The organism is Parahoeflea halophila (assembly GCF_900220985.1).
In the GTDB taxonomy this organism is placed as follows: Bacteria; Pseudomonadota; Alphaproteobacteria; order Rhizobiales; family Rhizobiaceae; genus Hoeflea; species Hoeflea halophila.
On sequence record NZ_OCPC01000001.1, the window covers coordinates 417,499 to 437,476 of the forward strand.

Here is a 19,978-nt window from a genome sequence, read left to right on the forward strand (position 1 = left end):
TACAGATTGCTCAGGCGGCTTCCGTCAGGCCGGCAAAGTCAATGGCGTCGAAGGCAGCGGCGATCACCTCCGGGCCTGCTCCCGGGCGTACCGCGTCAGCCGACAGGACCTGCCGGAAGCGGCGCGCGCCGCGCACACCCTGGAACAGCCCGATCATGTGCCGCGTGACGTGAATGAGTCGGCCACCTGCGGCCAGATGCGCGTCCGCATGGGCCATCATCGAAGCGCGGACGGCATCCCAATCGGTCACACCCACATCGTCGCCATAGACCTGCCGGTCCACGTCCGCGAGCAGCGACGTGTTGTGATAGGCGGCCCGGCCGAGCATCACGCCATCGACGTGATTCAGATGTTCAAGCACCTGATTCAGAGAGGCAATACCACCGTTTATGCCGATGAAAAGATTCGGATAATCCTGCTTGAGCCGGTAGACAATATCGTAGTCGAGCGGCGGAATATCCCGGTTTTCCTTCGGAGACAGGCCTTCGAGCCAGGCTTTGCGCGCGTGCACCCAGACCGCATTCGCACCGGCATCGACCACGGACCTTACGAAGCCAGGCAAGACGATTTCCGGATCCTGCTCGTCGACACCGATACGGCACTTCACCGTCACCGGGACATCCGCAACGGTTTTCATGGCCGCCACGCAGCGCGCCACCAGATCCGCCTCGCGCATCAGGCAGGCGCCGAAGGCCCCCGACTGCACCCGGTCGGAGGGACAGCCGACATTGAGATTGATTTCGTCATAGCCGTAATCAGTCGCAATCCGAACCGCCTCGACCAGCTTGTCAGGCTCCGAGCCCCCAAGCTGCAAGGCCACCGGTTGCTCGATCTGATCAAAGCAAAGCAGGCGGTCGCGGTCACCATGGATGATGCCGTCAGCCACCACCATCTCGGTGTAGAGCAGCGCCCGGCGCGAGAGCTGACGGTGCAGGAACCGGCAGTGCCGGTCAGTCCAGTCCATCATCGGTGCGACGGAAAATCGGTGTTGAGGATATCTACTCATCTCGCCTGTTTCAAAAACTATGTCAGACCTGTTTCCAGGGCCGGTTTCTTCGCCTGCCTATAGCGCAAATCCCGTCCGCGCGAAACCACGGCGTTCCGACACCGGGATCGAAGGTCGAGTGGAACCAGTTGACCTCTCTGGCGTTGAGCTAGCAGCATCAACGGAGACCACAATGCCGGTAGAGAAAAACAGTTCATTCATTGATCCTGTCGACGTCCAGATCGGCGGTGACGCAGATACCGACGGCATCGCCCAGACGCTCACCGCCGACGACATCGACGCCGTGCTGATGTCACCCAGGCCGGTTGACCAGCGCCTTGAGACGCTCAAATCCATGCGCTCCGAACTCGAGGCTCGCTCCCATGCCGATTTCGGCAACGACATGGCGCCGTTGATCGAGGAGATCGATTCAGCGATCGCGCAGCTCTCAACCCGCATCTAGGTTACGCCCCGGTCGACGAAAGTAAGGACAAACCATGGCCAGCAGCAGACATGCCTCGTCCATCAAGGACGACGACACCTACGAAGCCCTGCGCGATGACGGCGCCTCCAAAGAGAAGGCCGCCCGCATTGCCAACGCGCAGGCCAATGACAGTCAGAAACCATCCAAGAAAGGCGGCAAATCATCCGCCTATGAGAACTGGACTAAGGACGAGCTCTATGCGCGCGCCCAGGAACTCGACATCGAGGGCCGTTCGGACATGTCGAAAGGCGAACTGATCGAGGCGCTCAGAAACAGCTGAGGCCTCCGGCCTGCCCCCTCAGGCCCGAAGACCCCGCATGGACGCCCCTTCCATGCGGGGTTTTCAACTTTCTGGAAGGCTCTTGTATTGCCGTTAGACGGGCAGTCCGGCAACCTGCGCCACTGCGTCGGCGGCTTCCCGGCCCTTCTTGACGAAATGCTCAGTGAAAAAAGTCCGGTGCTCGCCGGTGGGCTGGAAGTTGTGTGGCGTCAACGACACCGAGAAAACCGGAACCTCGGTCTTGAGCTGCACATCCATCAACCCGGAGACCACTGCCTGGGCCACGAAATCGTGCCGGTAGATACCACCATCCACAACCAGTGCTGCTGCCACGACGGACTGGTACTCGCCGGTCTTGGCAAGCTTCTGCGCAAGCAGCGGCATTTCGAATGCGCCCGGCACATCGAAACTCACCACCTCCGCAACGAGCCCCAGCTCTTCAACACGCGCCTTGAACCCGAGAAGCGCCTGATCGACGATATCGGCATGCCAGCGGGCCTTGATGAAAGCTACTTTGAGGGATTTTGTCACTGCTCGGATCCTTTCAATCATGACAAGATCCCAGAGCGCACAAGCGTTCGGAACAGGTTTCGCAACCCGTTGCCTCACGCCCATTCTCTACCATCCGGACTCTAACCGTCGGCCCTGGAATTCCACCAGTGTCTGCTGACCCACCAGAAGGTGGCGCTCGCGGGCTGTAACCGCCGGTGGGGAATTTCACCCCGCCCTGAGAATGGATTTTACCTAGTGGGTCGGTGTGTGTGAGTCAAACCGTTCCGGGACGCAAATGGCCTCCGCTCGGAGTTAACCGACGCGGCGCAGAAAATCGCGCGTGCGCTTGTCGTGGGGAGCATCGAAAATCTGGCTCGGCGGCCCCTGCTCGACGATCCGTCCTCCGTCCATGAACACTATCCGGTCGGCAATCTCGCGGGCAAACTGCATCTCGTGGGTAACGATCAGCATGGTCTGCCGTTGCTCGGCCACCCGCCGCATCAGGTCCAGCACCTCGCCCACCCATTCCGGGTCGAGTGCCGAGGTTGGCTCGTCAAAGAGCATCAGGTCGGCATCAAGCGCCATCGCCCGGCCGATGCCGACACGTTGCTGCTGACCGCCCGACAGCGCCGCCGGGTAGGAGTCCGCCTTGTCAAGAAGACCGGTCTCGCGCAACACCTCATCCGCCCGCGCCTCGGCATCTGCACGCGAGCGCTTCTGCACGGTTACAAGCGCTTCGGTGATGTTCTCGCGCGCGGTCTTGTTGGCAAACAGCGCATAATTCTGGAACACGAAGGCGGTGCGCCGGCGCAGAGCCAGGATATTCCTGCGGCTGGCGCGCGCTGCGTCGACGCTGAGGTCGCCGACGGTGATGGTGCCTGCGTCGGGATGGTCAAGGAAATTGATCGCGCGCAGCAAGGTCGACTTGCCGGTGCCGGACGGGCCGATGATGACCACTCGCTCGCCATCCTCGATCTCGAGGTCGATATTGTCCAGCACCGTGTTGGTGCCAAACCGCTTTGTCAGTCCCGAGACACCGGTCATCGCGCATAGGCCTCTTCCATACGGCTTTCAAGCAGCCGTTGCCCGTAGGACAGCACCTCGACGATGATCCAGTAGATTACCGCCACCACGATAAAGCTTTCAAAATAGAGGAAGCTGCCTGCCGCCTCTTTCTGTGTTGCACCCATCAGCTCCGTCACACCCAGAGTAAAGGCCAATGAGGTGCTCTTGATCATGTCGATGAAGTAATTGACCAGCGTTGGCGCAGCCACCCGCGAGGCCTGTGGCAGTACGATCCGCCTGAGCATTTGCGCGCGGGTCATGCCGACCGCCATTGAGGCTTCCCACTGGTTGCGGTCAACCCCGATGATGGCGGCACGGATGCTTTCCGCCATATAGGCCGCAAAATGCAGCGTCAGGCCCATGATCGCAGCGGTCACACCGTTGATCTGGGTGAGAAACGACATCAGCTGCGGCAGCCCGTAATAGAACAGGAACAGCTGTACCAGAAGCGGCGTACCGCGGAAGAAGCTGATGAACAGCATCACCGCCTGGTCGAGCACTGGCACCCGGACGACCCGCTCTACCGCCAAGAGCGCGGCAAGCACCAGCGCAAAGGCCATCGACGCCAGCGCCATGCCGAGTGTCAGCGGCACGTAGCCCAGAAGCACCGGGACCAGCCCCAGCATGTAGTCGATGTCAAGCGGTTGCATTGCCCTGCCCCGTGTGGCGGCTGCCTATTCGGCTGTTGTAATGTCGGCTCCGAACCAGGTCTGCGAAATTTCCGCAAGCGTGCCGTTCTCGCGCAACGCCGTCAGCGCAGCGTCGACCCGGTCGCGCTGGGCGCGGCCGGCCTCGTCATCGCGAAACGGCAAGGCGTTGCGGATTTCCGAGAACGGCTGACCGGCAAGCGCCAGCGGCAACGGGCTTTTCTGGATCACCTGCGCCGAGGACACGCGGTCCATCACGAAGGCATCGACGCGGCCAAGCGCGGTATCCTGTTCTATGTTTGATTCATAAGTGCGGATATCGATCTCGGCCGCATAGGGCAATTCGCGCAGCAACTGTTCGAAGTTCGATCCCAGATTGACGGCCACAACACGGCCGCGCAGGTCTTCAGGGCCGCTGATCGTGTGTTCATTGCCCTTCTTCACCACCACCTGTGCGCCGTCATAGACATAGGGCTGCGTAAACGCAAAGGTCGCTTCGCGCTCGGGCGTGATGGTGATCTGGTTGGCGATGGTATCGATGCGGCCGGAACTCAGCGCGCCGATCAGCCCGGAGAACGACATGGTGACGAACTCCACATCCATGCCGGTTTCCGCGGCGACCGCGTTCATCACATCGACTTCGAAACCCTGGAGCTTGTCCTGCTGCACGAAGGTGAACGGGAAATAGCCGCCCGACATGCCGACACGGAGCGTGTCCTTGTCCTGGGCAGCGGCGACGGAAACGAAACTGGCCGCGGCGAGCGCGGCAATGGCGATTGATTTGAGCATATCTGTCTCTCTCGTGACGGGTCAGCGGCTTCTGGGCGCGGGCAGGCTTCAAGGTGAACGCCACAGATGGGTGCTGGTTCCGCCTTTGCAATCACAGAGCTTGTTCAGCACGGCAACGTGAGGCGGCGTGATACAGCGTGAGCACCGGACAGTTTTTCCCGAAGTTAACGGAACTCACGCCACAAACAGGCGTTGAGTGTCGGTAAGTTTCACGAACGAAGGAAAACAAGATGCCCGATATGGAAAACGCCAAGATCCTCATCATGTCGACCCACGGCTTTGAGCAGTCCGAACTGGAATACCCGCTCGAGCACCTCAAGAAGGCTGGCGCTACGGTCCACGTTGCAACGCTCGACGGCAAGGCCATCAAGGGCTGGGACAAGGATGACTGGGGCAATACGGTCGAGGCCGACCTCAAGATATCCGACGTGAAGGTCGACGATTACATTGCCCTCGTGCTGCCTGGCGGCCAGATTAACCCCGACCTGCTGCGCGTCGAGAAGGACGCTGTCCAGCTCGTACGCGACTTCGTCACCAACGACAAGATCGTCGCTGCCATCTGTCACGCCCCGTGGCTGCTGATCGAAGCCGGCGTCATCAAGGGCCGCGAGGCAACCTCCTACCACTCGATCCGCACCGACATGGAAAATGCCGGCGCCAAGTGGGAAGACAGCGAGATCGCCATCGACAACGGCATCATCACCAGTCGTTCGCCGGAGGACCTTGAAGCATTCGTCAACAAGATCATCGAAGAAGTGCGCGAAGGCGAGCACCACCGCGATTCCGCGAACGCCGCCTGATCCGGATTTGGGGTGGCCGCATGAGCGGCTGCCCCCAACCCGCCGTATTGGCCACCATTGTGGTACCGGCCAGTCCACTCACACATAGCGGGAGGTCGCATGTCCAACCTACCAGTCCCTCACAACACCCTCATTGTCGTTGGCACCGGGGAAGGCGCAAACTTCTACCGAAATGCCGGCAAGAGCGGCGAACTCAAGCTGCAGCATTCCAAGGACCTGGAGCCCGGCAATCTTGCCGACCAGGGGCCGGCCGGAAAACAGCCGCCCGACACCTCGGCCAAGGAATCGATGGAGGCCACATTCGCCAAGATCCTGGCCAACCATCTTTATGACCTCGCCCAGCAACACAAGTTCGAAAAGCTGATCCTCGTGCTCGATCCCGACACCCTCGGCGAGACCCGCCCGAGCCTTCATGTCAGTGTCACCGACAAGATCATGCTCGAACTGCCCAAGACCCTGGTCAACAGCCCCACCGATCAGATCGAGAAGTCGATCCTCGCGGCAATGTGAAGACGCGAAGCCAGATTGGCCGGGACTTGCGCCCGGCCATTTTGCCATGCCTACGACCGCTCCGGCCGACCAAACCGCCGCCCGCCGATACCGTCACTGCTTCCGTGACCGCTCAGCCACGAGAGTTGCCTCCCCGCGCCATGCATGCGAAACCCGGTCCGGAAACTGTAATGGGGGGACCATGACCGTCAGCTACACCACAGAACGCATGCTGCATTTTGGCGACTGCGACATCTCCGGAACCGCCTACTACCCGGCCTATCTCAATCTGCTCAACGGTGTGATCGAGGAATTCTGGTCCGCAATCGGTTATCCCTGGCATGAAATCATTTGGAAAGAGCGCTGGGGCACGCCCACCGTGCATCTGACCTGCGACTTCTCCAAGCCATCCTTTTTCGGCGACAAACTGACGTTCGAACTGACGGTCACCAAGGTCGGCAAATCCTCGATGACCGTCGAGCACAAGGTGCTTTGCGGCGAGGAGCACCGCTGGTCAGGCAAACAGGTGCTGGCCGCGAGCTGGCTCGACAAGCACACCTCGATGCCATGGCCGGACGACGTGCGCGCCAAGCTTCTGTCGTACCTTCCGGCGCAGCCCGCAGAATAATCCGCGGAACGCCAACCTGCAGCTAGTCGGACCGTATTTTCGGCGATCTTTCCGGGACCAGCCCGGAACGGAACTTCTGTAGCACGAACTGCAGCAGCAGACCGACAAGCAGCATCCGGATATAGGACGACCGGGTTATCCATTCGGGCGGCAGGCGGCTGGTGAAGATCTCGGTCGCCGACCAGATGAACCAGATCACCAGGGCGCCGACGATTGCGCCCTTATTGTTGCCCGACCCGCCGGCCATCAACATCACCCAGACCAGGAACGTCACCAACAGCGGTTCGGTGGCCGAAGGCGACAAAAACTTGAAGTAATGTGCCGACAGCGCCCCGGCCAAGCCCATGATGGCGCAGCCGATGACGAAGGTCTGTAGCCGGAACCAGTCGACATCCTTGCCTGCAGCGCGCGCGGAATCCTCATTGTCGCGGATCGCACGCAATGTCCGGCCCCACGGGCTGACATAGAGCCGCTGGCACAGGATGTAGACACACAGCACGCAGAGCCAGACCATGACGAGATAGAGCAGATCAGCCTCCCTGCCCTGCAGCAGGTCACCGAAGGGCCGCGGCACACCGGCAATGCCGAGGCTGCCATTGGTGAGCCAGGACTCATTGACGATCACCAGCCGCAGGATCTCGGCGATACCGACCGAGGCCATGGCCAGATAATCACTCTTCAGCCGCACACAGATCTTGGCCACGATCCATCCGGTGATCCCGGCAGTGATCATCGCCGCGGCAAGCCCGAACGGGATCGGCAGCCCGAAACCACCCAGATGCTTGGACGAGACCGCGGTCGTGACGATCGCCGACGTATAGGCGCCGACCGCGAAGAAGCCGGCGATGCCCGCATTGAACAGACCACCCATGCCCCATTGCACATTCAGCGCCAGGCAAAGGACGGCGTAGATGCCGCCGGCGATCAGCACGCTGACCAGATAGAAAAGCAGGCCACCCAGTTCCATTACAGAAGCCTCCCCTTGAACAGGCCCTGCGGTCTGAACAGCAGCAGTGCAACCATGATGAAGAAGGCCACCGCAGACTTGTAGGACGGTGAAATGAAGGCCTCGTCACTGAACCAGGTATAGGTGGCGGTTTCCTCGGCAACGCCGATGATCAGGCCGCCAGCGATTGCCCCCATCGGCTTGCCGATGCCGCCGAGAACCGCTGCGGCAAACATCGCCAGCAGCAGGTTCCAGCCCAGATTGGGGTGCATCGAGGTGTCCATGCCGGCAAACACGCCCGCCGTCGCCGCCATCGCCGCACCGATAACCCAGGTCCAGCGCACAACCCGCTCGGTGTCGAGCCCGGCGACCGATGCCAGTTCCGGTTCGTCCGACACCGCGCGCATGGCGCGCCCCAGCTGAGAACGGGTCAAGAAGAAATGAAGTGCAATGGCGATGATCAGCGTGAGAATGATCACCTGCATGTGCAGCTCGGAGATCCGGAACGTGTCGAACAGCACCACCGGCATGCGAACGCCGGAGATGAACACTTCATTGCCCGAACTCCAGAAAAGCTGCGCCAGCGAACGGAAGATCAGCGCCACGCCGAAGGATGCAATCACCGTGTAGATGGTCGGCAGCTTCCTGAGCGGCTTGTAGAAGAACTGATCCACCGCCAGCGCCGACACGATTGCCAGCGCGATCCCGAACGGCAGCAGCAGCAGCGGATGAAGCGGAATGAACCAGACCGCCGTCAGCACACCGTAACCGCCGATGGTCATCAGGTCACCATGGGCGAAATGCGCAAACCGAAGGATGCCGAAGATCATCGAGATGCCGACCGCGCCGAGCGCATAGACACTGCCGATGGTCAGCCCCGGAACCAGATAGAGATTGATGAAGTCGATCACGCTGCTGCACCCCCGAGGAAGGATCGGCGCACCGCCTCGTCATTGAGCAGCGCCTCACCCGTTCCTGATATGAAATTCTTGCCGCTGACCAGCACATGGCCATTGTCGGCGATCCGCAAAGCCTGCTTGGCGTTCTGCTCCACCATCAGGATGGTCACGCCGCGATTGCGGATGTCGAGCAGCAGGTCGAAGATGATCTCCAGATAGGCAGGCGACAGTCCCGCCGTCGGCTCGTCGAGAAGCAGCAGCTTCGGTTCGCTCATCAGCGCTCTGCCCATCGCCACCATCTGCCGCTGACCACCCGACAGTTCGCCCGCCGCCTGGTCGAGCTTGCCGCGGAGGTCCGGAAACAGCGTCAATACATTCTCGCGCACGGCTTCCTTGTCCGGCGGTGGCGCCGCATAGGTGCCGACATCGAGATTTTCCTCCACTGTCAGCGTCGGAAACACGTTGCGGCTCTGCGGCACCATGGCAATGCCCAGCGGTACCAGCGCTGCTGTCCTGAGGCCGGTGATATCCTTGCCGGAAAACCGCACTTCGCCGTCCGAGCGCGCGGTCAGCGCGAAGATGGTCTTGAGCAAGGTCGACTTGCCCGCCCCGTTGGGTCCGATGATGACCGAAATTTCGTGCTCGGCCACGTCCAGATTGACGGCTTCGATGATCGGCACGCCACCGTAACCTGCGGTCAGTTCCTTGACGGACAACAACGCGCTCATGGCTGGGCCTCATATTTTCCGCCGCCGAAATAGGCTTCGATGACGCGCGCGTCCTGGCGCACCTCGTCAACCGCGCCACGGGTGAGCAAAGTGCCCTGCGCCATGACGATGACCTCGTCACAAAGCTTCGAGACATAATCCAGATCGTGCTCGATGAGGCAGAAGGTCAGCCCCTGCTCCTTGTTCAGATGCAGAATCTTGTCGGAAATCTTGGCCAGCAAAGTGCGGTTGATACCGGCGCCGATCTCGTCGAGCAGAATGATCTTAGGCTTGCGCATAAGCGCCCGGCCGAGTTCCAGGAGCTTCTTCTGCCCGCCGGAGAGATTGCCGGCCTTTTCATCCTTGACGTGATCAATCTCGAGAAAGCTCACCATGTCGCGCGCAGCACGATAGGTCGCCTCCTCCTCCGCGGCGAAACGGCCGCGCCGGAAGATGACATTGAACACGTTTTCGCCGATCGGCGTGGCTGCGGCAGCCATGAAATTCTCGATCACCGTAAGCCGTGAAAATTCGTGCGGGATCTGGAAGGTCCGCGCCAGCCCCCGTGCGGCACGCTGGTGCGGCTGCAGGCCGGTGATGTCCTTGTCCTCGAGCAGGATGCGGCCGCCGGCCAGCCCGACATGACCGGCGATCGCGTTGAACATTGTGGTCTTGCCGGCACCATTGGGCCCGATCAGGCCGGTAATCTGTCCCGATGGAATGTCAAACGTGACATCATCGACGACGTTGGGGCCGCCATAGCTCACCTTCACATGCTCAACTGAAATCATCTGCGCCCCGTAGGCGGCTCTTCCTGGCCGCTGGCGATATCTTGCAGCGCGGGAAAACCCCGCACCGACGATCCGCACTTTGTTGGTGTCCCTCCCCGGTTGACAGGGAGGGACTTTGTTTGATTGCGTCAGACAGGCCTATTCGAAGATGGCGATCTGCTTGTAGACGTCGCCGTCGACCACGAACTTGCCGATGACACCGGCGACATCGCCGTTTTCATCGAAATCGTAATTGCCGCCGGCGCCGTCATAGTCGATGTCCTTTCCCTCGGCGATCAGGGCCTTGGCCTTGGCCCAGTCGCCAGGGCCGACCTTTTCTCCCGGTGCCGATGCCACCGCACGCAATGCTTCGGCCATCTTGCCGCGATCGGCTGATCCGGCCTGCTCGATTGCAAGCAGCGCCAGGAAGGTCGCATCATAGGTCTGGTCGACAAATGGCTTGTCGGCCGGTTCGTCATAGGCTGCGGTATAGAGTTCATGCAGCCGGGCCTGGTTCGGATTGTCCGCCGGCGATGTCGGGGCCGAGAAGAACGAGCTGGCCAGCGCCTCCGCACCGATATCGGAAATCAGCGCTTCGTCGCGCAGGCCGTCGGTGCCGATGAACTTCGTGAACAGCCCGCCTTCAAGCGCCTGCTTGACAATCTTGCTGCCCGAATCTCCGGCATAGGCGACCACCACGAGAGCATCTCCGCCAGCCTTCGACAGGGTTGCCAGTTCCGAGCGGTAGGAGTTCTTCTTCTCTTCATGCTTCACTTCGGCAACGACCTCGCCGCCGAGCGCCTTGTAGGCCTCGATGAAGGTGCCGCCGATGCCGACACCATAATCATTGTTGACGAAGGTAACGGCCACCTTCTCTATGCCTTCGTCCAGCACCATCTTGGCCAGAACCTGGCCCTGGAAATTGTCTGACGGCACAATGCGGTAAAGCAGGTCGTTGTCGTTGATGTCGGTCATCGCGGGTGATGTTGCGGTCGGCGAGATCTGCACAACACCGGCGGGGATGGCGGCGGCTTCCGCGGCTGAAATCGTGGTGCCAGACATCAGTGCACCCATGATGATCGGCACGTTCTCGACATTGATCAATTTGCCAGCGGCATCGACTGCACCCTGAGACGAGCCTGTCGTATCGCCGTAGACCGGAACCACCTGGCCATCCAGCAGACCGCCATTTTCATTGACGTGCTGGACGGCAAGGTTTGCCGCATTCTGCAGCGGCGGAATGAAGCTTGCGATCGGGCCGGTGATGTCCATCAGCAGGCCGAGCTTGGTGTCGGCCGCAAGGGTTGAAGCGCCGGACGCCAGCAACGCTGCCATGGCCAATGCATATGTTGTCTTTTTCATTCTAACTGCTCCCATTTGTTTCTTGGCCCTAATCTGCGTGAGCGCTTGGCGGGCTGTCTTCATAAGCGCTCAGACTTCATCCACAACGTGGGTATCGAACGAACCGGGAAGAGATACCTCCAGCAGTTCGAGATTGCCGCTTGGATCACTGTAGCGCGTCGCCATCCGTGGAGGAATGACGAAGGCATCTCCTTTTTCAAGACGATAAGGTTCCTTGCCTTCACCTTCCAGCAACATGCTCCCCGACATGACGAAGTTGAACAGGATGTCGCCTTCGTGCCGGGTCCACACTGGTTCATGCCCCTCCAGGGGCCGCGCCACCATTACCGAGGCGACACCCTTGGTGTTTTCATTGATGGTGGTGTCGCGCGCTTCGAAACCGGGGATGCGGAACGGCTCGAAAACCCCGTCCTTGCAGAGGCTGTGCACGAAGCGCTGGCCGTCCCATTCACGCTCGGGGCGTTCATGCGGTGTCGGCAACTCCATTTCGTGGTCAATTTCAGTGACGTGATCGGCAGGAACGCCGATTTCGATGACTTCGATGCCGTCCGCCGCGTGCAGCACCTTGTGCCGGATCTGCGGCGGCTGGATGAAGCAATCGCCCGCATGCAGGCGGCGCGTGCCGCCCTGATCTTCGTAAAGCACATCAACCCAGCCGTTGATGCAGAAGATCAGCTGAAATCCGACCTTGTGAAAATGCACCATGTCGGGCACCGGCCCGTCCGGCACCCGGATATGCGAGGCGATCATCGCACCACCGAGCCGTGACGGGATCAGGTCGCGGTATTCCATCCCGGCACGGCCGATCACCCAGGGCGCCTGGTCCGCCAGCCGCCGCACCACGAAGGCATGCTCGGTCTGAGGCAGCACCATCGGCGGGTTGAGTTCGTCGATCTCGATACGGGTGCCGTTCGGCGCGACGAGTTCGCGCTTGCCATCGGCAAAACCATCCGGGTCCTCGGTGAGAATTCGCAAGGTTCCCGGCGCTTCCGGCGCGCCCTTCTGGATACGGATGCGCAAGCCGTGACCGGAGAGAACGGCAACTTCGGGATCATCGGCCGGGTAGATCATGTCGAGACGCATTTTCAGCGTTCTGGTGAAGAACGGCAAATCGTCCCTCAGCTCCGTGGTCGGCAACCTGATTTCCGCACGCGTATCCAACCTGTCCTCCCAGACCATTTCGCTGTCATATCCCAGATCTGTGTCCGGTGTCGGCGAAAACCATCATCGCCCAATGCTCTCGAAGACTATCCGACCACAGAGGTATTTCAAGGCTAAAATAATAAAGCGGGCGAGCTAAAGCTCGGTCCGCACCCGCCACAACTCGGGAAACAGTTCAACATCGAGCATGCGCCGCAGATAGCTGGTTCCGCCGGTGCCGCCGGTGCCGCGCTTGAGACCGATCACCCGCTCCACCGTGGTGACATGGTTGAAGCGCCAGCGCCGAAAATAGTCTTCCAGATCGACCAGTTTTTCGGCCACCTCGTAGAGCGCCCAGTATTTTGCCGGCTCCTCATAGATGATTTTCCAGCCATACGTGACACCATCGTGCAGCACATGAGTGTTGCGCACATCCCGGTCGATCACCTCTTGAGGCATGGCGATGCCGCGACGTGCAGCAAGCCGGATCGCCTCGTCATACAGGCTTGGCAGGGCAAGTTCGGCTTCAAGTTTTGCCAGCGCCGCCGGAACATGCGCATGCGGACGCATCATCGCGTGGTTGCGGTTGCCCAGCGCATATTCGATCAACCGGTACTGCAGCGATTGAAATCCGGAAGACTGGCCGAGCTTGTTGCGGAAATGGGTGTAATCGGACGGCGTCATCGTCCTGAGCACATCCCAGGCGGAGTTCAGCTGTTCGAATATCCGCGACACCCGTGCAAGCGTCTTCATCGCCGGCTGCAGCTCGTCTGATCTGATTGCGGCCCGCGCCGCCGAAATCTCGTGGATCGCCAGCCGCATCCACAATTCCGACGTCTGGTGCTGGATGATGAACAGCATCTCGTCATGAGCGTCGGTTCTGGTCTTCTGCGCCGAGAGGATCTGGTCGATGCACAGATAATCGCCATAGGACATCCGCCCGTCGAAATCCATCTGAGCACCTTCTTTCGAAGGGTCGTAATCCGTGGTCTCGCTCATGTGACCGCTTTCCGCGCCTTGAATCCCGGCCTGTCCCATTCCCCTGTGGCGATGATCTCGCACAGCGCCGCAGCCGCATGGCTGACCTCATCGGGCGTGTTGTAGAGCGGGCAGAAGCCGAAGCGCATGATGTCCGGCGCCCGGAAATCGCCGATGATGCCGCGGGCAATCAGCGCCTGCATGGCCGCATAGCCTTCGTGGAAGCGGAACGAGACCTGGCTGCCACGGCCGTTCGGGTCGCGCGGACTGGCGAGCTCGACATCCTTGCAACCGGCCTCGACTTCCGAAATGAACCGCTCGGAAAGTTCGATAGAGCGCGCCCGGATATCATTCATGTCGACGCCGTCGAAGGCATCCAGCGCTGCGTCCAGCACCGCCATCTGGATCACCGGCGGCGTGCCGACGCGCATGCGGCTGATCCCTTCGCCCGGACGGTAATCAAGATCAAAGGCGAATGGCGCCTGATGGCCAAGCCAGCCCGACAGCGCCGGACGGACCTGATCGATCAGGTCGGGACGGACATGGATGAAGCCGGGCGCACCGGGTCCCCCATTGAGATACTTGTAGGTGCAGCCGACCGCGATGTCGGCCTTGCAGCCGGCCAGGTCTACCGGCAGTGCACCGGCCGAATGGGCCAGGTCCCAGATCATCAGCGCGCCCACCGCATGTGCCTTGTCGGTAATCGCCTTCATGTCGTGAATGCGGCCGGTGCGGTAATCGACATGGGTGAGCATCACCGCCGCCACTTCTTCGGTAATGTTGTCCGCCACCGCTTCCGGATCGACGACCTTCAGCTCGTGCCCCTTGCCGAGGCTCTTGAGAAGCCCGTCGGCCATGTAGAGATCAGACGGAAAATTGCCGTTGTCAGACAGCACGATCTTGCGGTCCGGCCTCATCTCCACCGCCGAGGCGACAGCCTGATAGACCTTGATCGACAGCGTATCGCCGACCATCGTGCTGCCTGCCGGCGCTCCGATCAACGTTCCGATCCGGTCGCCCAGCCGTCCTGGCAGCTCCATCCATTTGGCCTTGTTCCAGCCGGTGATCAGCATCGGTCCCCATTCATCCGCCATCGTCCGGCGGCCGCGCTCGACGGCGGCCTTGGGGAGCGGACCAAGCGAATTGCCGTCAAGATAGGTAATACCCTCGGGCAGATCGAACTGATCGCGGCGCGACCGGAATGTGCTCATGATGTCACGCGTCCCTCTTTGACTTGCCGATTTCCGCCGTGGCCTCGATCTCGACCAGCGCCTCGTCCTCGATCAATCCGGCAACCACGATCACCGACATCGACGGGAAATGACGGCCCAGCACCCTGCGGTAGGCCGCGCCGACATCCTTCTGTCGTGCCATGTATTCCTTCTTGTCGGTGATGAACCAGGTCAGCCGGACTATATCGGTGACTTCGCCGCCCGCTGCCCGCACGATCTCGGCGATGTTGCTCAGCGTCTGTTCGAGCTGGCCGACGAAATCCTTGTGCTCGAAGACCTGGTCCTTGTTCCAGCCGATCTGGCCGCCGGTGTAGAGCCGCTCACCGTCAACAAGCATGCCGTTTGCATAGCCTTTGGGCTTTTGCCAATCCGGAGGCGTGACTGCTTCGATCATGATGAAAGTCCTTGTTTGTATATCTTGGAGGAAGTCCTAAGACCCGGCTCAGGCGCTGTCGCGCAAGCGGAACCGCTGGATCTTGCCGGTCTGCGTCTTGGGCAAGGCGTCGGTGAAGATGATGGAACGCGGATACTTGTAGGGCGCAATCACCGCCTTGACGTGATCCTGCAGCCGTTTGGTGGTTACCTCGTCGGCGGCAACGTCCGCGTTGAGCACCACATGCGCCTGAACGATCTGACCCCGCGCCTCGTCGGGGACACCTATAACCGCACACTCGGCGACATCGGCGTGGCCGAGCAGTGCGGCCTCGACTTCGGGGCCGGCAATATTGTAGCCGGCGGAAATGATCATGTCGTCCGAGCGCGCGGCAAAATGAAAGAAGCCGTCCTCGTCCTGTGTGAAGGAATCGCCGGTCAGGTTCCAGCCGTCACGGACATATTTCTGCTGCTGTTCGGGATCGGACAGATAGCGGCACCCGGTCGGACCACGCACTGCCAGCCGGCCAACCTCGCCGCGCGGCACTTCGTTCATCTCATCATCGACAATCCGCGCCTGATAGCCACTGACCGGCAGCCCGGTGCAGGCAGCCTTGGAACTTTCAAACCGGTTCGAGATGAAGATGTGCAGCATCTCGGTAGCGCCGATGCCATCAAGCATCGGCTTGCCGGTTTTCTCCATCCACTGGTCATAGACAGGGCCGGGTAATGTTTCCCCAGCCGAGACGGCAGCCCGCAGCGAGGACAGGTCCGCCCCCTCCTCCATCGCCGCCAGCATCGCGCGGTAGGCGGTCGGTGCGGTAAAGCAAACCGTGGCTTTGTGGTTCTGAATGATCTCGACCATGTTCGCCGGCGTTGCCTGTTCGAGCAGCGCCGCCGCCGCACCAAAGCGCAGCGGGAACACCGCCAGACCGCCAAGCCCAAAGGTGAAGGCCAGCGGCGGAGAGCCGATGAACACGTCGTCGGGGGTCACGCCAAGGACTTCCTTGGCATAGCCGTCGGCGATGATCAGCATGTCGCGATGAAAATGCATCGTCGCCTTCGGCTTTCCGGTGGTGCCGGAAGTGAAGCCCAGAAGCGCCACATCATCGCGGCCGGTCTTCACCGTCTCGAAGCGGACTGGCTTGGACAGCGCCAGCCGGTCGAGTTCCGCGTCATGGTTGGCGGTGCCGTCGAAGCCCACCACCTTGTTCAGGAACCGGTTTTCCTTGGCACAGGCAACCATCTCGTCCATCAGCCGCGTGTCGCACAGCGCCAGCGAGATTTGCGCCTTGTCGGCGATCTTGCCAAGCTCGACGGCCCGCAACATCGGCATCGTGTTGACCACCACGGCCCCCGCCTTTGTCGCCGCCAGCCAGACCGCCACCATCGCCGGGTTGTTGGCCGAGCGAATGAGCACCCGGTTGCCCGGCTTGACGCCGTAATCCTCGACCAGCACATGGGCGATGCGGTTGGTCCAGTCGGTCAGTTCCTTGTAGGTCCTGATCCGGCCATTGCCGATCAGGGCGGTGTGGTCGCCAAAACCCCTTGCCACCATCGCATCGGTCAGCTCGTAGCCGCAATTGAGCCATTCGGGATAGGTGAACCCATCGAGATGAAACTCTGGCCACTGCCCGTGTGGTGGCAGATTGTCCCGTGTGAACGTGTCGATATGCCCCGATGGTCCCAGCACTTCAAACCCCCTTCGAATTCGCCAATGTCTGCCGCGCGATCACGACCTTCTGCACATCCGACGCGCCTTCATAAATTCTCAGCGCCCGGATCTCCCGGTAAAGACTTTCAACGATATGCCCCTTGCGCACGCCATCACCGCCATGCAGCTGCACCGCCTTGTCGATCACGTCCTGAGCGTGGTCGGTGGCATATAGCTTTGCCATCGCCGCCTCGCGGCTGACGCGCGGCGCTCCCTGGTCCTTGAGCCACGCCGCCCGGTAGACCAGCAATGCCGCGGCATCGACGTCGAGCGCCATGTCGGCGATATGCCCTTGCACCATCTGCAGATCACTCATCGGCGCACCGAACAGCTCACGCTCGCTGACGCGGGTCAAGCTTTCATCCAGCGCCCGGCGGGCAAAACCGAGAGCCGCCGCGGCAACCGTCGAGCGGAACACGTCGAGCACCGACATGGCGATACGGAAGCCTTCTCCCGGATTGCCGATCATGGCTGATGCCGGAATCCGGCAGTCGTTGAAGGCGAGCCGCGCCAGCGGATGCGGAGCGACCACTTCAAGCCGTTCAGCGATCTCCAGCCCCGGCGTGTCGGCAGGCACGATGAACACCGAGAGCCCCTTGGCGCCCGGCGCCTCGCCGGTGCGGGCAAACACGCAATAGACATCGGCGATCCCACCATTGGAGATCCAGGTCTTCTCGCCATTGAGAACATAGTCGTCACCGTCGCGCACGGCCGTCATCGCCATGTTGGCGACATCGGAACCGGAGGCGGGCTCAGACAATGCAAAGGCGGACAATGCCTTTCCGGCGCGGGTCTTTGTCAGCCACTCGGTTTTCTGCGCATCGCTGCCAAACAGCGAAATGCAGCCGGTGCCAAGCCCCTGCATCGCGAAGGCAAAATCCGCGAGCCCGTCATGCCGGGCGAGCGTTTCGCGCATGATGCACAGGCTGCGCACATCGATCTTCGAACTCGCGTCCGCCGGTTCCACTGCCGAGAGCTTCAGCCAGCCCGCTTCGCCCAGCGCCTTGACCAGTCGCTTGCAGGTTTCATCGACGTCGGAATGGTCGAGGTCAGCCAGTTCCCGGGTTGCCCAGGCATCCACCTGTTCGGCCAGATCGCGATGGACCTCGTCAAAAAACGGCCATTGGAGAAAACTGCGGTCAGACATCAGTTACCCTCGAACACGGGTTTCTGTTTCGACGCGAAGGCTTCATAGGCGCGGCGGAAATCCTGCGTCTGCATGCAGATTGCCTGGGCCTGCGCTTCGGCCTCGATGGCCTGCTCGATGCCCATGTTCCATTCCTGCGCCAGCATGGTCTTGGTCATCATGTTGGCGAAGACCGGCCCGTCGGCAATCCGCCTGGCAAGCTTGCGGGCCTCTTCCTCGATCTCGTCTGCGGAAACAACTCGGTTGTAGAACCCCCAGCGCTCGCCTTCGTCCGCGCTCATCGAGCGTCCCGTGTAGAGCAGGTCCGCCGCCCGGCCCTGCCCGATGATCCGCGGCAGTATGGCGCAAGCGCCCATGTCGCAGCCTGCTAGACCGACCCGGTTGAACAGAAACGCAGTCTTGGATTCCGGTGTGGCAATGCGCAGATCGCTGCACATCGCAATGATCGCCCCGGCACCGGCACACACGCCGTCAACGGCAGCGATCACCGGCTTGCCGCACCCGACAATGGCCTTGACCAGATCACCGGTCATGCGGGTGAATTCGAGCAACCCCTTCATGTCCTTGTCGAGCAACGGCCCGATGATTTCGAACACATCGCCACCCGAGCAGAAATTACCCCCGTTGGAGCCGAAAACTACCACCTTGACGTCGTCGCGGTAGACTAGGCCCCGAAACCAGTCGCGCAACTCAGCATAGCTTTCAAATGTCAGTGGGTTCTTCTTTTCCGGCCGGTCGAGAGAGACCTCGGCAATACCGTCAGTCAGTGTCAGTCGGAAATTCTTTGGCGCGTCTGTCGGCATGGTTCAATCCTCTCCCTTGGTACTCTTGCGGGCAATGCATTCGAGCTGCTCTGACAGATGCGGCACCTCGTCGGCCTCGATGCCATCGAGCAGGCAGTCGATCCAGCGCTCGTGGCTGGATGCCATGGCCTCGAACTGCTCGCGCCCCGCCGTGGTCAATCGCACGGTTGTCGCACGACGATCATTGTCAACCGGAACCCGCACCAGAATGCCGTCATCGACCAGCCTGTCGACGATGCCGGTGACATTGCCATTTGAAACCCGGAGCACGCTCGACAATTCGCTCATCTTCAGACCCTGCTCGTCACGGTAGAGCGCTGCCATCACATCAAACCGCGGCAGGGTGGTGTCGAAACCGGTGCGGAAATTCTCCCGCAGTTCCGCCTCGACGTGCTTGGTCGCCTTGAGCAGCTTGAGCCACAGTCTCAGCCGCGCCTTCGACGCCGACGCCTCATGACCATGGGACGGTTTCACCACAACTTCGCTCATGTTTCCCCCCCGGACAATGAAATTGCCTGGCCCGTCACCGACGCCGCGGCATCGCTGCAGAGCCACAGCACGGTTTCGGCTATCTCCTCAGGCTGGATGAAGCGGCCCTGCGGGTTCACCTTCTTCAGCGAAGCTTCGGCCTCCTCGCGGGAGCGTCCGGTTTTCTCGACAATGTTGTCAATGGATCGATGCAGCATCGGCGTCTCGGTGAAACCCGGACAGATTGCATTGACGGTCACACCGGTTTTCGCCAGCTCCTGCGCCAAACTGCGCACCAGACCGACAACTCCGTGCTTGGCTGCGCAATAGGCCCCGACATAAGCATAACCTTTCAGTCCGGCGGTCGAGGCCACAGCAATCAACCGGCCGGGTTGATTCCGGTTCATTTTCACAAAGGCCGACTGGAAAGTGTTGAAAACACCAGTCAAATTCACATCAAGCGTGGAACGGAACAAGGCCGCATCGGTGCGATCGAACGGCGCACTTTCGGCCGATCCGGCATTGGCGATGACGATGGTCGGGGCGCCGTTTTTCTCCACCGCCTCGTCGATGGCCTTTGCCATCGCCTCCTCGTCTGTCACGTCTGCAGAGATAGCGATGATTCTGTCGTCCTGCTCGCCCAGTGCTTCAAGTGGTGCCAGACGCCGTCCGATCGCGGTCACCCGCGCACCCTTGTCCGCGAGCGCCAGGGCGATGGCTTCACCCGCTCCCGAGCCCGCGCCGGTGACAATGGCATGATGCCCCAAAAATTCCGACATGC

Annotated in this window: 24 protein-coding genes and 1 riboswitch; of the genes, 5 read left to right on the forward strand and 19 right to left on the reverse strand. The window is 61.0% G+C overall.

The window, feature by feature from the left end:
* Positions 1-10 precede the first annotated feature (10 nt).
* Positions 11-1,006 carry a tRNA dihydrouridine(20/20a) synthase DusA gene (gene dusA / locus CRO46_RS02050; protein ID WP_097104542.1) on the reverse strand — a complete coding sequence of 332 codons (996 nt, stop codon included), beginning with the start codon at positions 1,004-1,006 and terminating at the stop codon, positions 11-13.
* 172 nt (positions 1,007-1,178) lie between these two features.
* On the opposite strand from dusA, the gene CRO46_RS02055 reads away from it, so the two are divergent.
* Both CRO46_RS02055 and CRO46_RS02060 read left to right on the forward strand, forming a co-directional pair.
* Entirely contained in the window at positions 1,179-1,448 is a 270-nt protein-coding gene (locus CRO46_RS02055) for a hypothetical protein (RefSeq protein WP_097104543.1), read from the forward strand.
* A gap of 34 nt (positions 1,449-1,482) precedes the next feature.
* Positions 1,483-1,749: a DUF7218 family protein gene (locus CRO46_RS02060; RefSeq protein ID WP_097104545.1), complete on the forward strand. Its 267-nt coding sequence runs from the start codon at positions 1,483-1,485 to the stop codon at positions 1,747-1,749.
* 93 nt (positions 1,750-1,842) lie between these two features.
* Here the strand turns inward: CRO46_RS02060 and CRO46_RS02065 are convergent, their stop codons facing one another.
* The 4 genes from CRO46_RS02065 to CRO46_RS02080 all read right to left on the reverse strand — a co-directional run bounded on the left by CRO46_RS02065 (position 1,843) and on the right by CRO46_RS02080 (position 4,742).
* Positions 1,843-2,301 carry a 6,7-dimethyl-8-ribityllumazine synthase gene (locus tag CRO46_RS02065; RefSeq protein WP_179758917.1) on the reverse strand — a complete coding sequence of 153 codons (459 nt, stop codon included), beginning with the start codon at positions 2,299-2,301 and terminating at the stop codon, positions 1,843-1,845.
* 57 nt (positions 2,302-2,358) lie between these two features.
* Positions 2,359-2,488, reverse strand: a riboswitch (FMN riboswitch).
* 65 nt (positions 2,489-2,553) lie between these two features.
* Positions 2,554-3,285, reverse strand: a complete 732-nt coding sequence (locus CRO46_RS02070) for an amino acid ABC transporter ATP-binding protein (protein ID WP_097104547.1) — start codon at positions 3,283-3,285, stop codon at positions 2,554-2,556.
* Entirely contained in the window at positions 3,282-3,956 is a 675-nt protein-coding gene (locus tag CRO46_RS02075; protein ID WP_097104549.1) for an amino acid ABC transporter permease, read from the reverse strand. Before CRO46_RS02075 ends, CRO46_RS02070 begins: the two co-directional genes overlap by 4 nt.
* A gap of 24 nt (positions 3,957-3,980) precedes the next feature.
* Positions 3,981-4,742: an amino acid ABC transporter substrate-binding protein gene (locus tag CRO46_RS02080; protein WP_097104551.1), complete on the reverse strand. Its 762-nt coding sequence runs from the start codon at positions 4,740-4,742 to the stop codon at positions 3,981-3,983.
* Positions 4,743-4,972: 230 nt separating this feature from the next.
* Between CRO46_RS02080 and CRO46_RS02085 the strand changes: the two genes are divergently transcribed.
* The 3 genes from CRO46_RS02085 (at position 4,973) to CRO46_RS02095 (ending at position 6,659) form a co-directional block, all read left to right on the forward strand.
* Positions 4,973-5,542 carry a type 1 glutamine amidotransferase domain-containing protein gene (locus tag CRO46_RS02085; RefSeq protein WP_097104552.1) on the forward strand — a complete coding sequence of 190 codons (570 nt, stop codon included), beginning with the start codon at positions 4,973-4,975 and terminating at the stop codon, positions 5,540-5,542.
* A gap of 99 nt (positions 5,543-5,641) precedes the next feature.
* A complete protein-coding gene (locus CRO46_RS02090; RefSeq protein ID WP_097104554.1) occupies positions 5,642-6,052 on the forward strand; it encodes a host attachment family protein in 411 nt (136 codons plus the stop codon).
* Positions 6,053-6,233: 181 nt separating this feature from the next.
* Positions 6,234-6,659, forward strand: coding sequence for an acyl-CoA thioesterase (locus CRO46_RS02095; RefSeq protein ID WP_097104556.1), 426 nt, complete (start codon positions 6,234-6,236; stop codon positions 6,657-6,659).
* A gap of 22 nt (positions 6,660-6,681) precedes the next feature.
* On the opposite strand, the gene CRO46_RS02100 is transcribed toward CRO46_RS02095, so the two are convergent.
* The 14 genes from CRO46_RS02100 to CRO46_RS02165 form a co-directional block, all read right to left on the reverse strand.
* Positions 6,682-7,626, reverse strand: a complete 945-nt coding sequence (locus tag CRO46_RS02100) for a branched-chain amino acid ABC transporter permease (RefSeq protein ID WP_179758918.1) — start codon at positions 7,624-7,626, stop codon at positions 6,682-6,684.
* The gene (locus CRO46_RS02105) at positions 7,626-8,516 is read right to left on the reverse strand and encodes a branched-chain amino acid ABC transporter permease (protein ID WP_097104558.1); all 891 of its coding nucleotides are present in this window, start codon (positions 8,514-8,516) and stop codon (positions 7,626-7,628) included. The genes CRO46_RS02100 and CRO46_RS02105 overlap by 1 nt, the downstream gene beginning before the upstream one ends.
* On the reverse strand, positions 8,513-9,232 hold the full coding sequence (locus tag CRO46_RS02110; RefSeq protein ID WP_097104561.1) for an ABC transporter ATP-binding protein: 720 nt from the start codon (positions 9,230-9,232) through the stop codon (positions 8,513-8,515). Before CRO46_RS02110 ends, CRO46_RS02105 begins: the two co-directional genes overlap by 4 nt.
* Positions 9,229-10,002 (reverse strand): ABC transporter ATP-binding protein, encoded by a 774-nt coding sequence (locus CRO46_RS02115; protein ID WP_097104563.1) that lies wholly within the window; start codon positions 10,000-10,002, stop codon positions 9,229-9,231. The genes CRO46_RS02110 and CRO46_RS02115 overlap by 4 nt, the downstream gene beginning before the upstream one ends.
* 138 nt (positions 10,003-10,140) lie before the next feature.
* Positions 10,141-11,343: an ABC transporter substrate-binding protein gene (locus CRO46_RS02120; protein ID WP_097104565.1), complete on the reverse strand. Its 1,203-nt coding sequence runs from the start codon at positions 11,341-11,343 to the stop codon at positions 10,141-10,143.
* Positions 11,344-11,412: 69 nt separating this feature from the next.
* On the reverse strand, positions 11,413-12,504 hold the full coding sequence (locus tag CRO46_RS02125) for a cupin domain-containing protein (RefSeq protein ID WP_210421470.1): 1,092 nt from the start codon (positions 12,502-12,504) through the stop codon (positions 11,413-11,415).
* A 135-nt stretch (positions 12,505-12,639) separates the two neighbouring features.
* Entirely contained in the window at positions 12,640-13,482 is an 843-nt protein-coding gene (kynA, locus tag CRO46_RS02130; RefSeq protein WP_097104569.1) for a tryptophan 2,3-dioxygenase, read from the reverse strand.
* Positions 13,479-14,672 carry a kynureninase gene (gene kynU, locus CRO46_RS02135; protein WP_097104571.1) on the reverse strand — a complete coding sequence of 398 codons (1,194 nt, stop codon included), beginning with the start codon at positions 14,670-14,672 and terminating at the stop codon, positions 13,479-13,481. Before kynU ends, kynA begins: the two co-directional genes overlap by 4 nt.
* A 4-nt stretch (positions 14,673-14,676) precedes the next feature.
* The gene (locus CRO46_RS02140) at positions 14,677-15,087 is read right to left on the reverse strand and encodes a RidA family protein (protein ID WP_097104573.1); all 411 of its coding nucleotides are present in this window, start codon (positions 15,085-15,087) and stop codon (positions 14,677-14,679) included.
* A 48-nt stretch (positions 15,088-15,135) separates the two neighbouring features.
* On the reverse strand, positions 15,136-16,758 hold the full coding sequence (locus CRO46_RS02145) for an AMP-binding protein (protein WP_097104575.1): 1,623 nt from the start codon (positions 16,756-16,758) through the stop codon (positions 15,136-15,138).
* A gap of 1 nt (position 16,759) precedes the next feature.
* Positions 16,760-17,926, reverse strand: coding sequence for an acyl-CoA dehydrogenase family protein (locus CRO46_RS02150; RefSeq protein WP_097104577.1), 1,167 nt, complete (start codon positions 17,924-17,926; stop codon positions 16,760-16,762).
* The gene (locus tag CRO46_RS02155) at positions 17,926-18,729 is read right to left on the reverse strand and encodes an enoyl-CoA hydratase family protein (protein ID WP_097104579.1); all 804 of its coding nucleotides are present in this window, start codon (positions 18,727-18,729) and stop codon (positions 17,926-17,928) included. The genes CRO46_RS02150 and CRO46_RS02155 overlap by 1 nt, the downstream gene beginning before the upstream one ends.
* Before the next feature lie 3 nt (positions 18,730-18,732).
* Positions 18,733-19,218, reverse strand: a complete 486-nt coding sequence (locus CRO46_RS02160) for a MarR family winged helix-turn-helix transcriptional regulator (protein ID WP_097104582.1) — start codon at positions 19,216-19,218, stop codon at positions 18,733-18,735.
* On the reverse strand, positions 19,215-19,976 hold the full coding sequence (locus CRO46_RS02165) for an SDR family NAD(P)-dependent oxidoreductase (protein ID WP_097104584.1): 762 nt from the start codon (positions 19,974-19,976) through the stop codon (positions 19,215-19,217). The genes CRO46_RS02160 and CRO46_RS02165 overlap by 4 nt, the downstream gene beginning before the upstream one ends.
* Positions 19,977-19,978: the final 2 nt, after the last annotated feature.

Bases quoted from the DNA above. Each gene is read 5' to 3' on its own strand.
- dusA (WP_097104542.1), bottom strand. From the start codon at position 1,006: ATGAGTAGATATCCTCAACACCGATTTTCCGTCGCACCGATGATGGAC.
- CRO46_RS02055 (WP_097104543.1), top strand. From the start codon at position 1,179: ATGCCGGTAGAGAAAAACAGTTCATTCATTGATCCTGTCGACGTCCAG.
- CRO46_RS02060 (WP_097104545.1), top strand. From the start codon at position 1,483: ATGGCCAGCAGCAGACATGCCTCGTCCATCAAGGACGACGACACCTAC.
- CRO46_RS02065 (WP_179758917.1), bottom strand. From the start codon at position 2,301: ATGATTGAAAGGATCCGAGCAGTGACAAAATCCCTCAAAGTAGCTTTC.
- CRO46_RS02070 (WP_097104547.1), bottom strand. From the start codon at position 3,285: ATGACCGGTGTCTCGGGACTGACAAAGCGGTTTGGCACCAACACGGTG.
- CRO46_RS02075 (WP_097104549.1), bottom strand. From the start codon at position 3,956: ATGCAACCGCTTGACATCGACTACATGCTGGGGCTGGTCCCGGTGCTT.
- CRO46_RS02080 (WP_097104551.1), bottom strand. From the start codon at position 4,742: ATGCTCAAATCAATCGCCATTGCCGCGCTCGCCGCGGCCAGTTTCGTT.
- CRO46_RS02085 (WP_097104552.1), top strand. From the start codon at position 4,973: ATGCCCGATATGGAAAACGCCAAGATCCTCATCATGTCGACCCACGGC.
- CRO46_RS02090 (WP_097104554.1), top strand. From the start codon at position 5,642: ATGTCCAACCTACCAGTCCCTCACAACACCCTCATTGTCGTTGGCACC.
- CRO46_RS02095 (WP_097104556.1), top strand. From the start codon at position 6,234: ATGACCGTCAGCTACACCACAGAACGCATGCTGCATTTTGGCGACTGC.
- CRO46_RS02100 (WP_179758918.1), bottom strand. From the start codon at position 7,626: ATGGAACTGGGTGGCCTGCTTTTCTATCTGGTCAGCGTGCTGATCGCC.
- CRO46_RS02110 (WP_097104561.1), bottom strand. From the start codon at position 9,232: ATGAGCGCGTTGTTGTCCGTCAAGGAACTGACCGCAGGTTACGGTGGC.
- CRO46_RS02115 (WP_097104563.1), bottom strand. From the start codon at position 10,002: ATGATTTCAGTTGAGCATGTGAAGGTGAGCTATGGCGGCCCCAACGTC.
- CRO46_RS02120 (WP_097104565.1), bottom strand. From the start codon at position 11,343: ATGAAAAAGACAACATATGCATTGGCCATGGCAGCGTTGCTGGCGTCC.
- kynA (WP_097104569.1), bottom strand. From the start codon at position 13,482: ATGAGCGAGACCACGGATTACGACCCTTCGAAAGAAGGTGCTCAGATG.
- kynU (WP_097104571.1), bottom strand. From the start codon at position 14,672: ATGAGCACATTCCGGTCGCGCCGCGATCAGTTCGATCTGCCCGAGGGT.
- CRO46_RS02140 (WP_097104573.1), bottom strand. From the start codon at position 15,087: ATGATCGAAGCAGTCACGCCTCCGGATTGGCAAAAGCCCAAAGGCTAT.
- CRO46_RS02150 (WP_097104577.1), bottom strand. From the start codon at position 17,926: ATGTCTGACCGCAGTTTTCTCCAATGGCCGTTTTTTGACGAGGTCCAT.
- CRO46_RS02155 (WP_097104579.1), bottom strand. From the start codon at position 18,729: ATGCCGACAGACGCGCCAAAGAATTTCCGACTGACACTGACTGACGGT.
- CRO46_RS02160 (WP_097104582.1), bottom strand. From the start codon at position 19,218: ATGAGCGAAGTTGTGGTGAAACCGTCCCATGGTCATGAGGCGTCGGCG.
- CRO46_RS02165 (WP_097104584.1), bottom strand. From the start codon at position 19,976: ATGTCGGAATTTTTGGGGCATCATGCCATTGTCACCGGCGCGGGCTCG.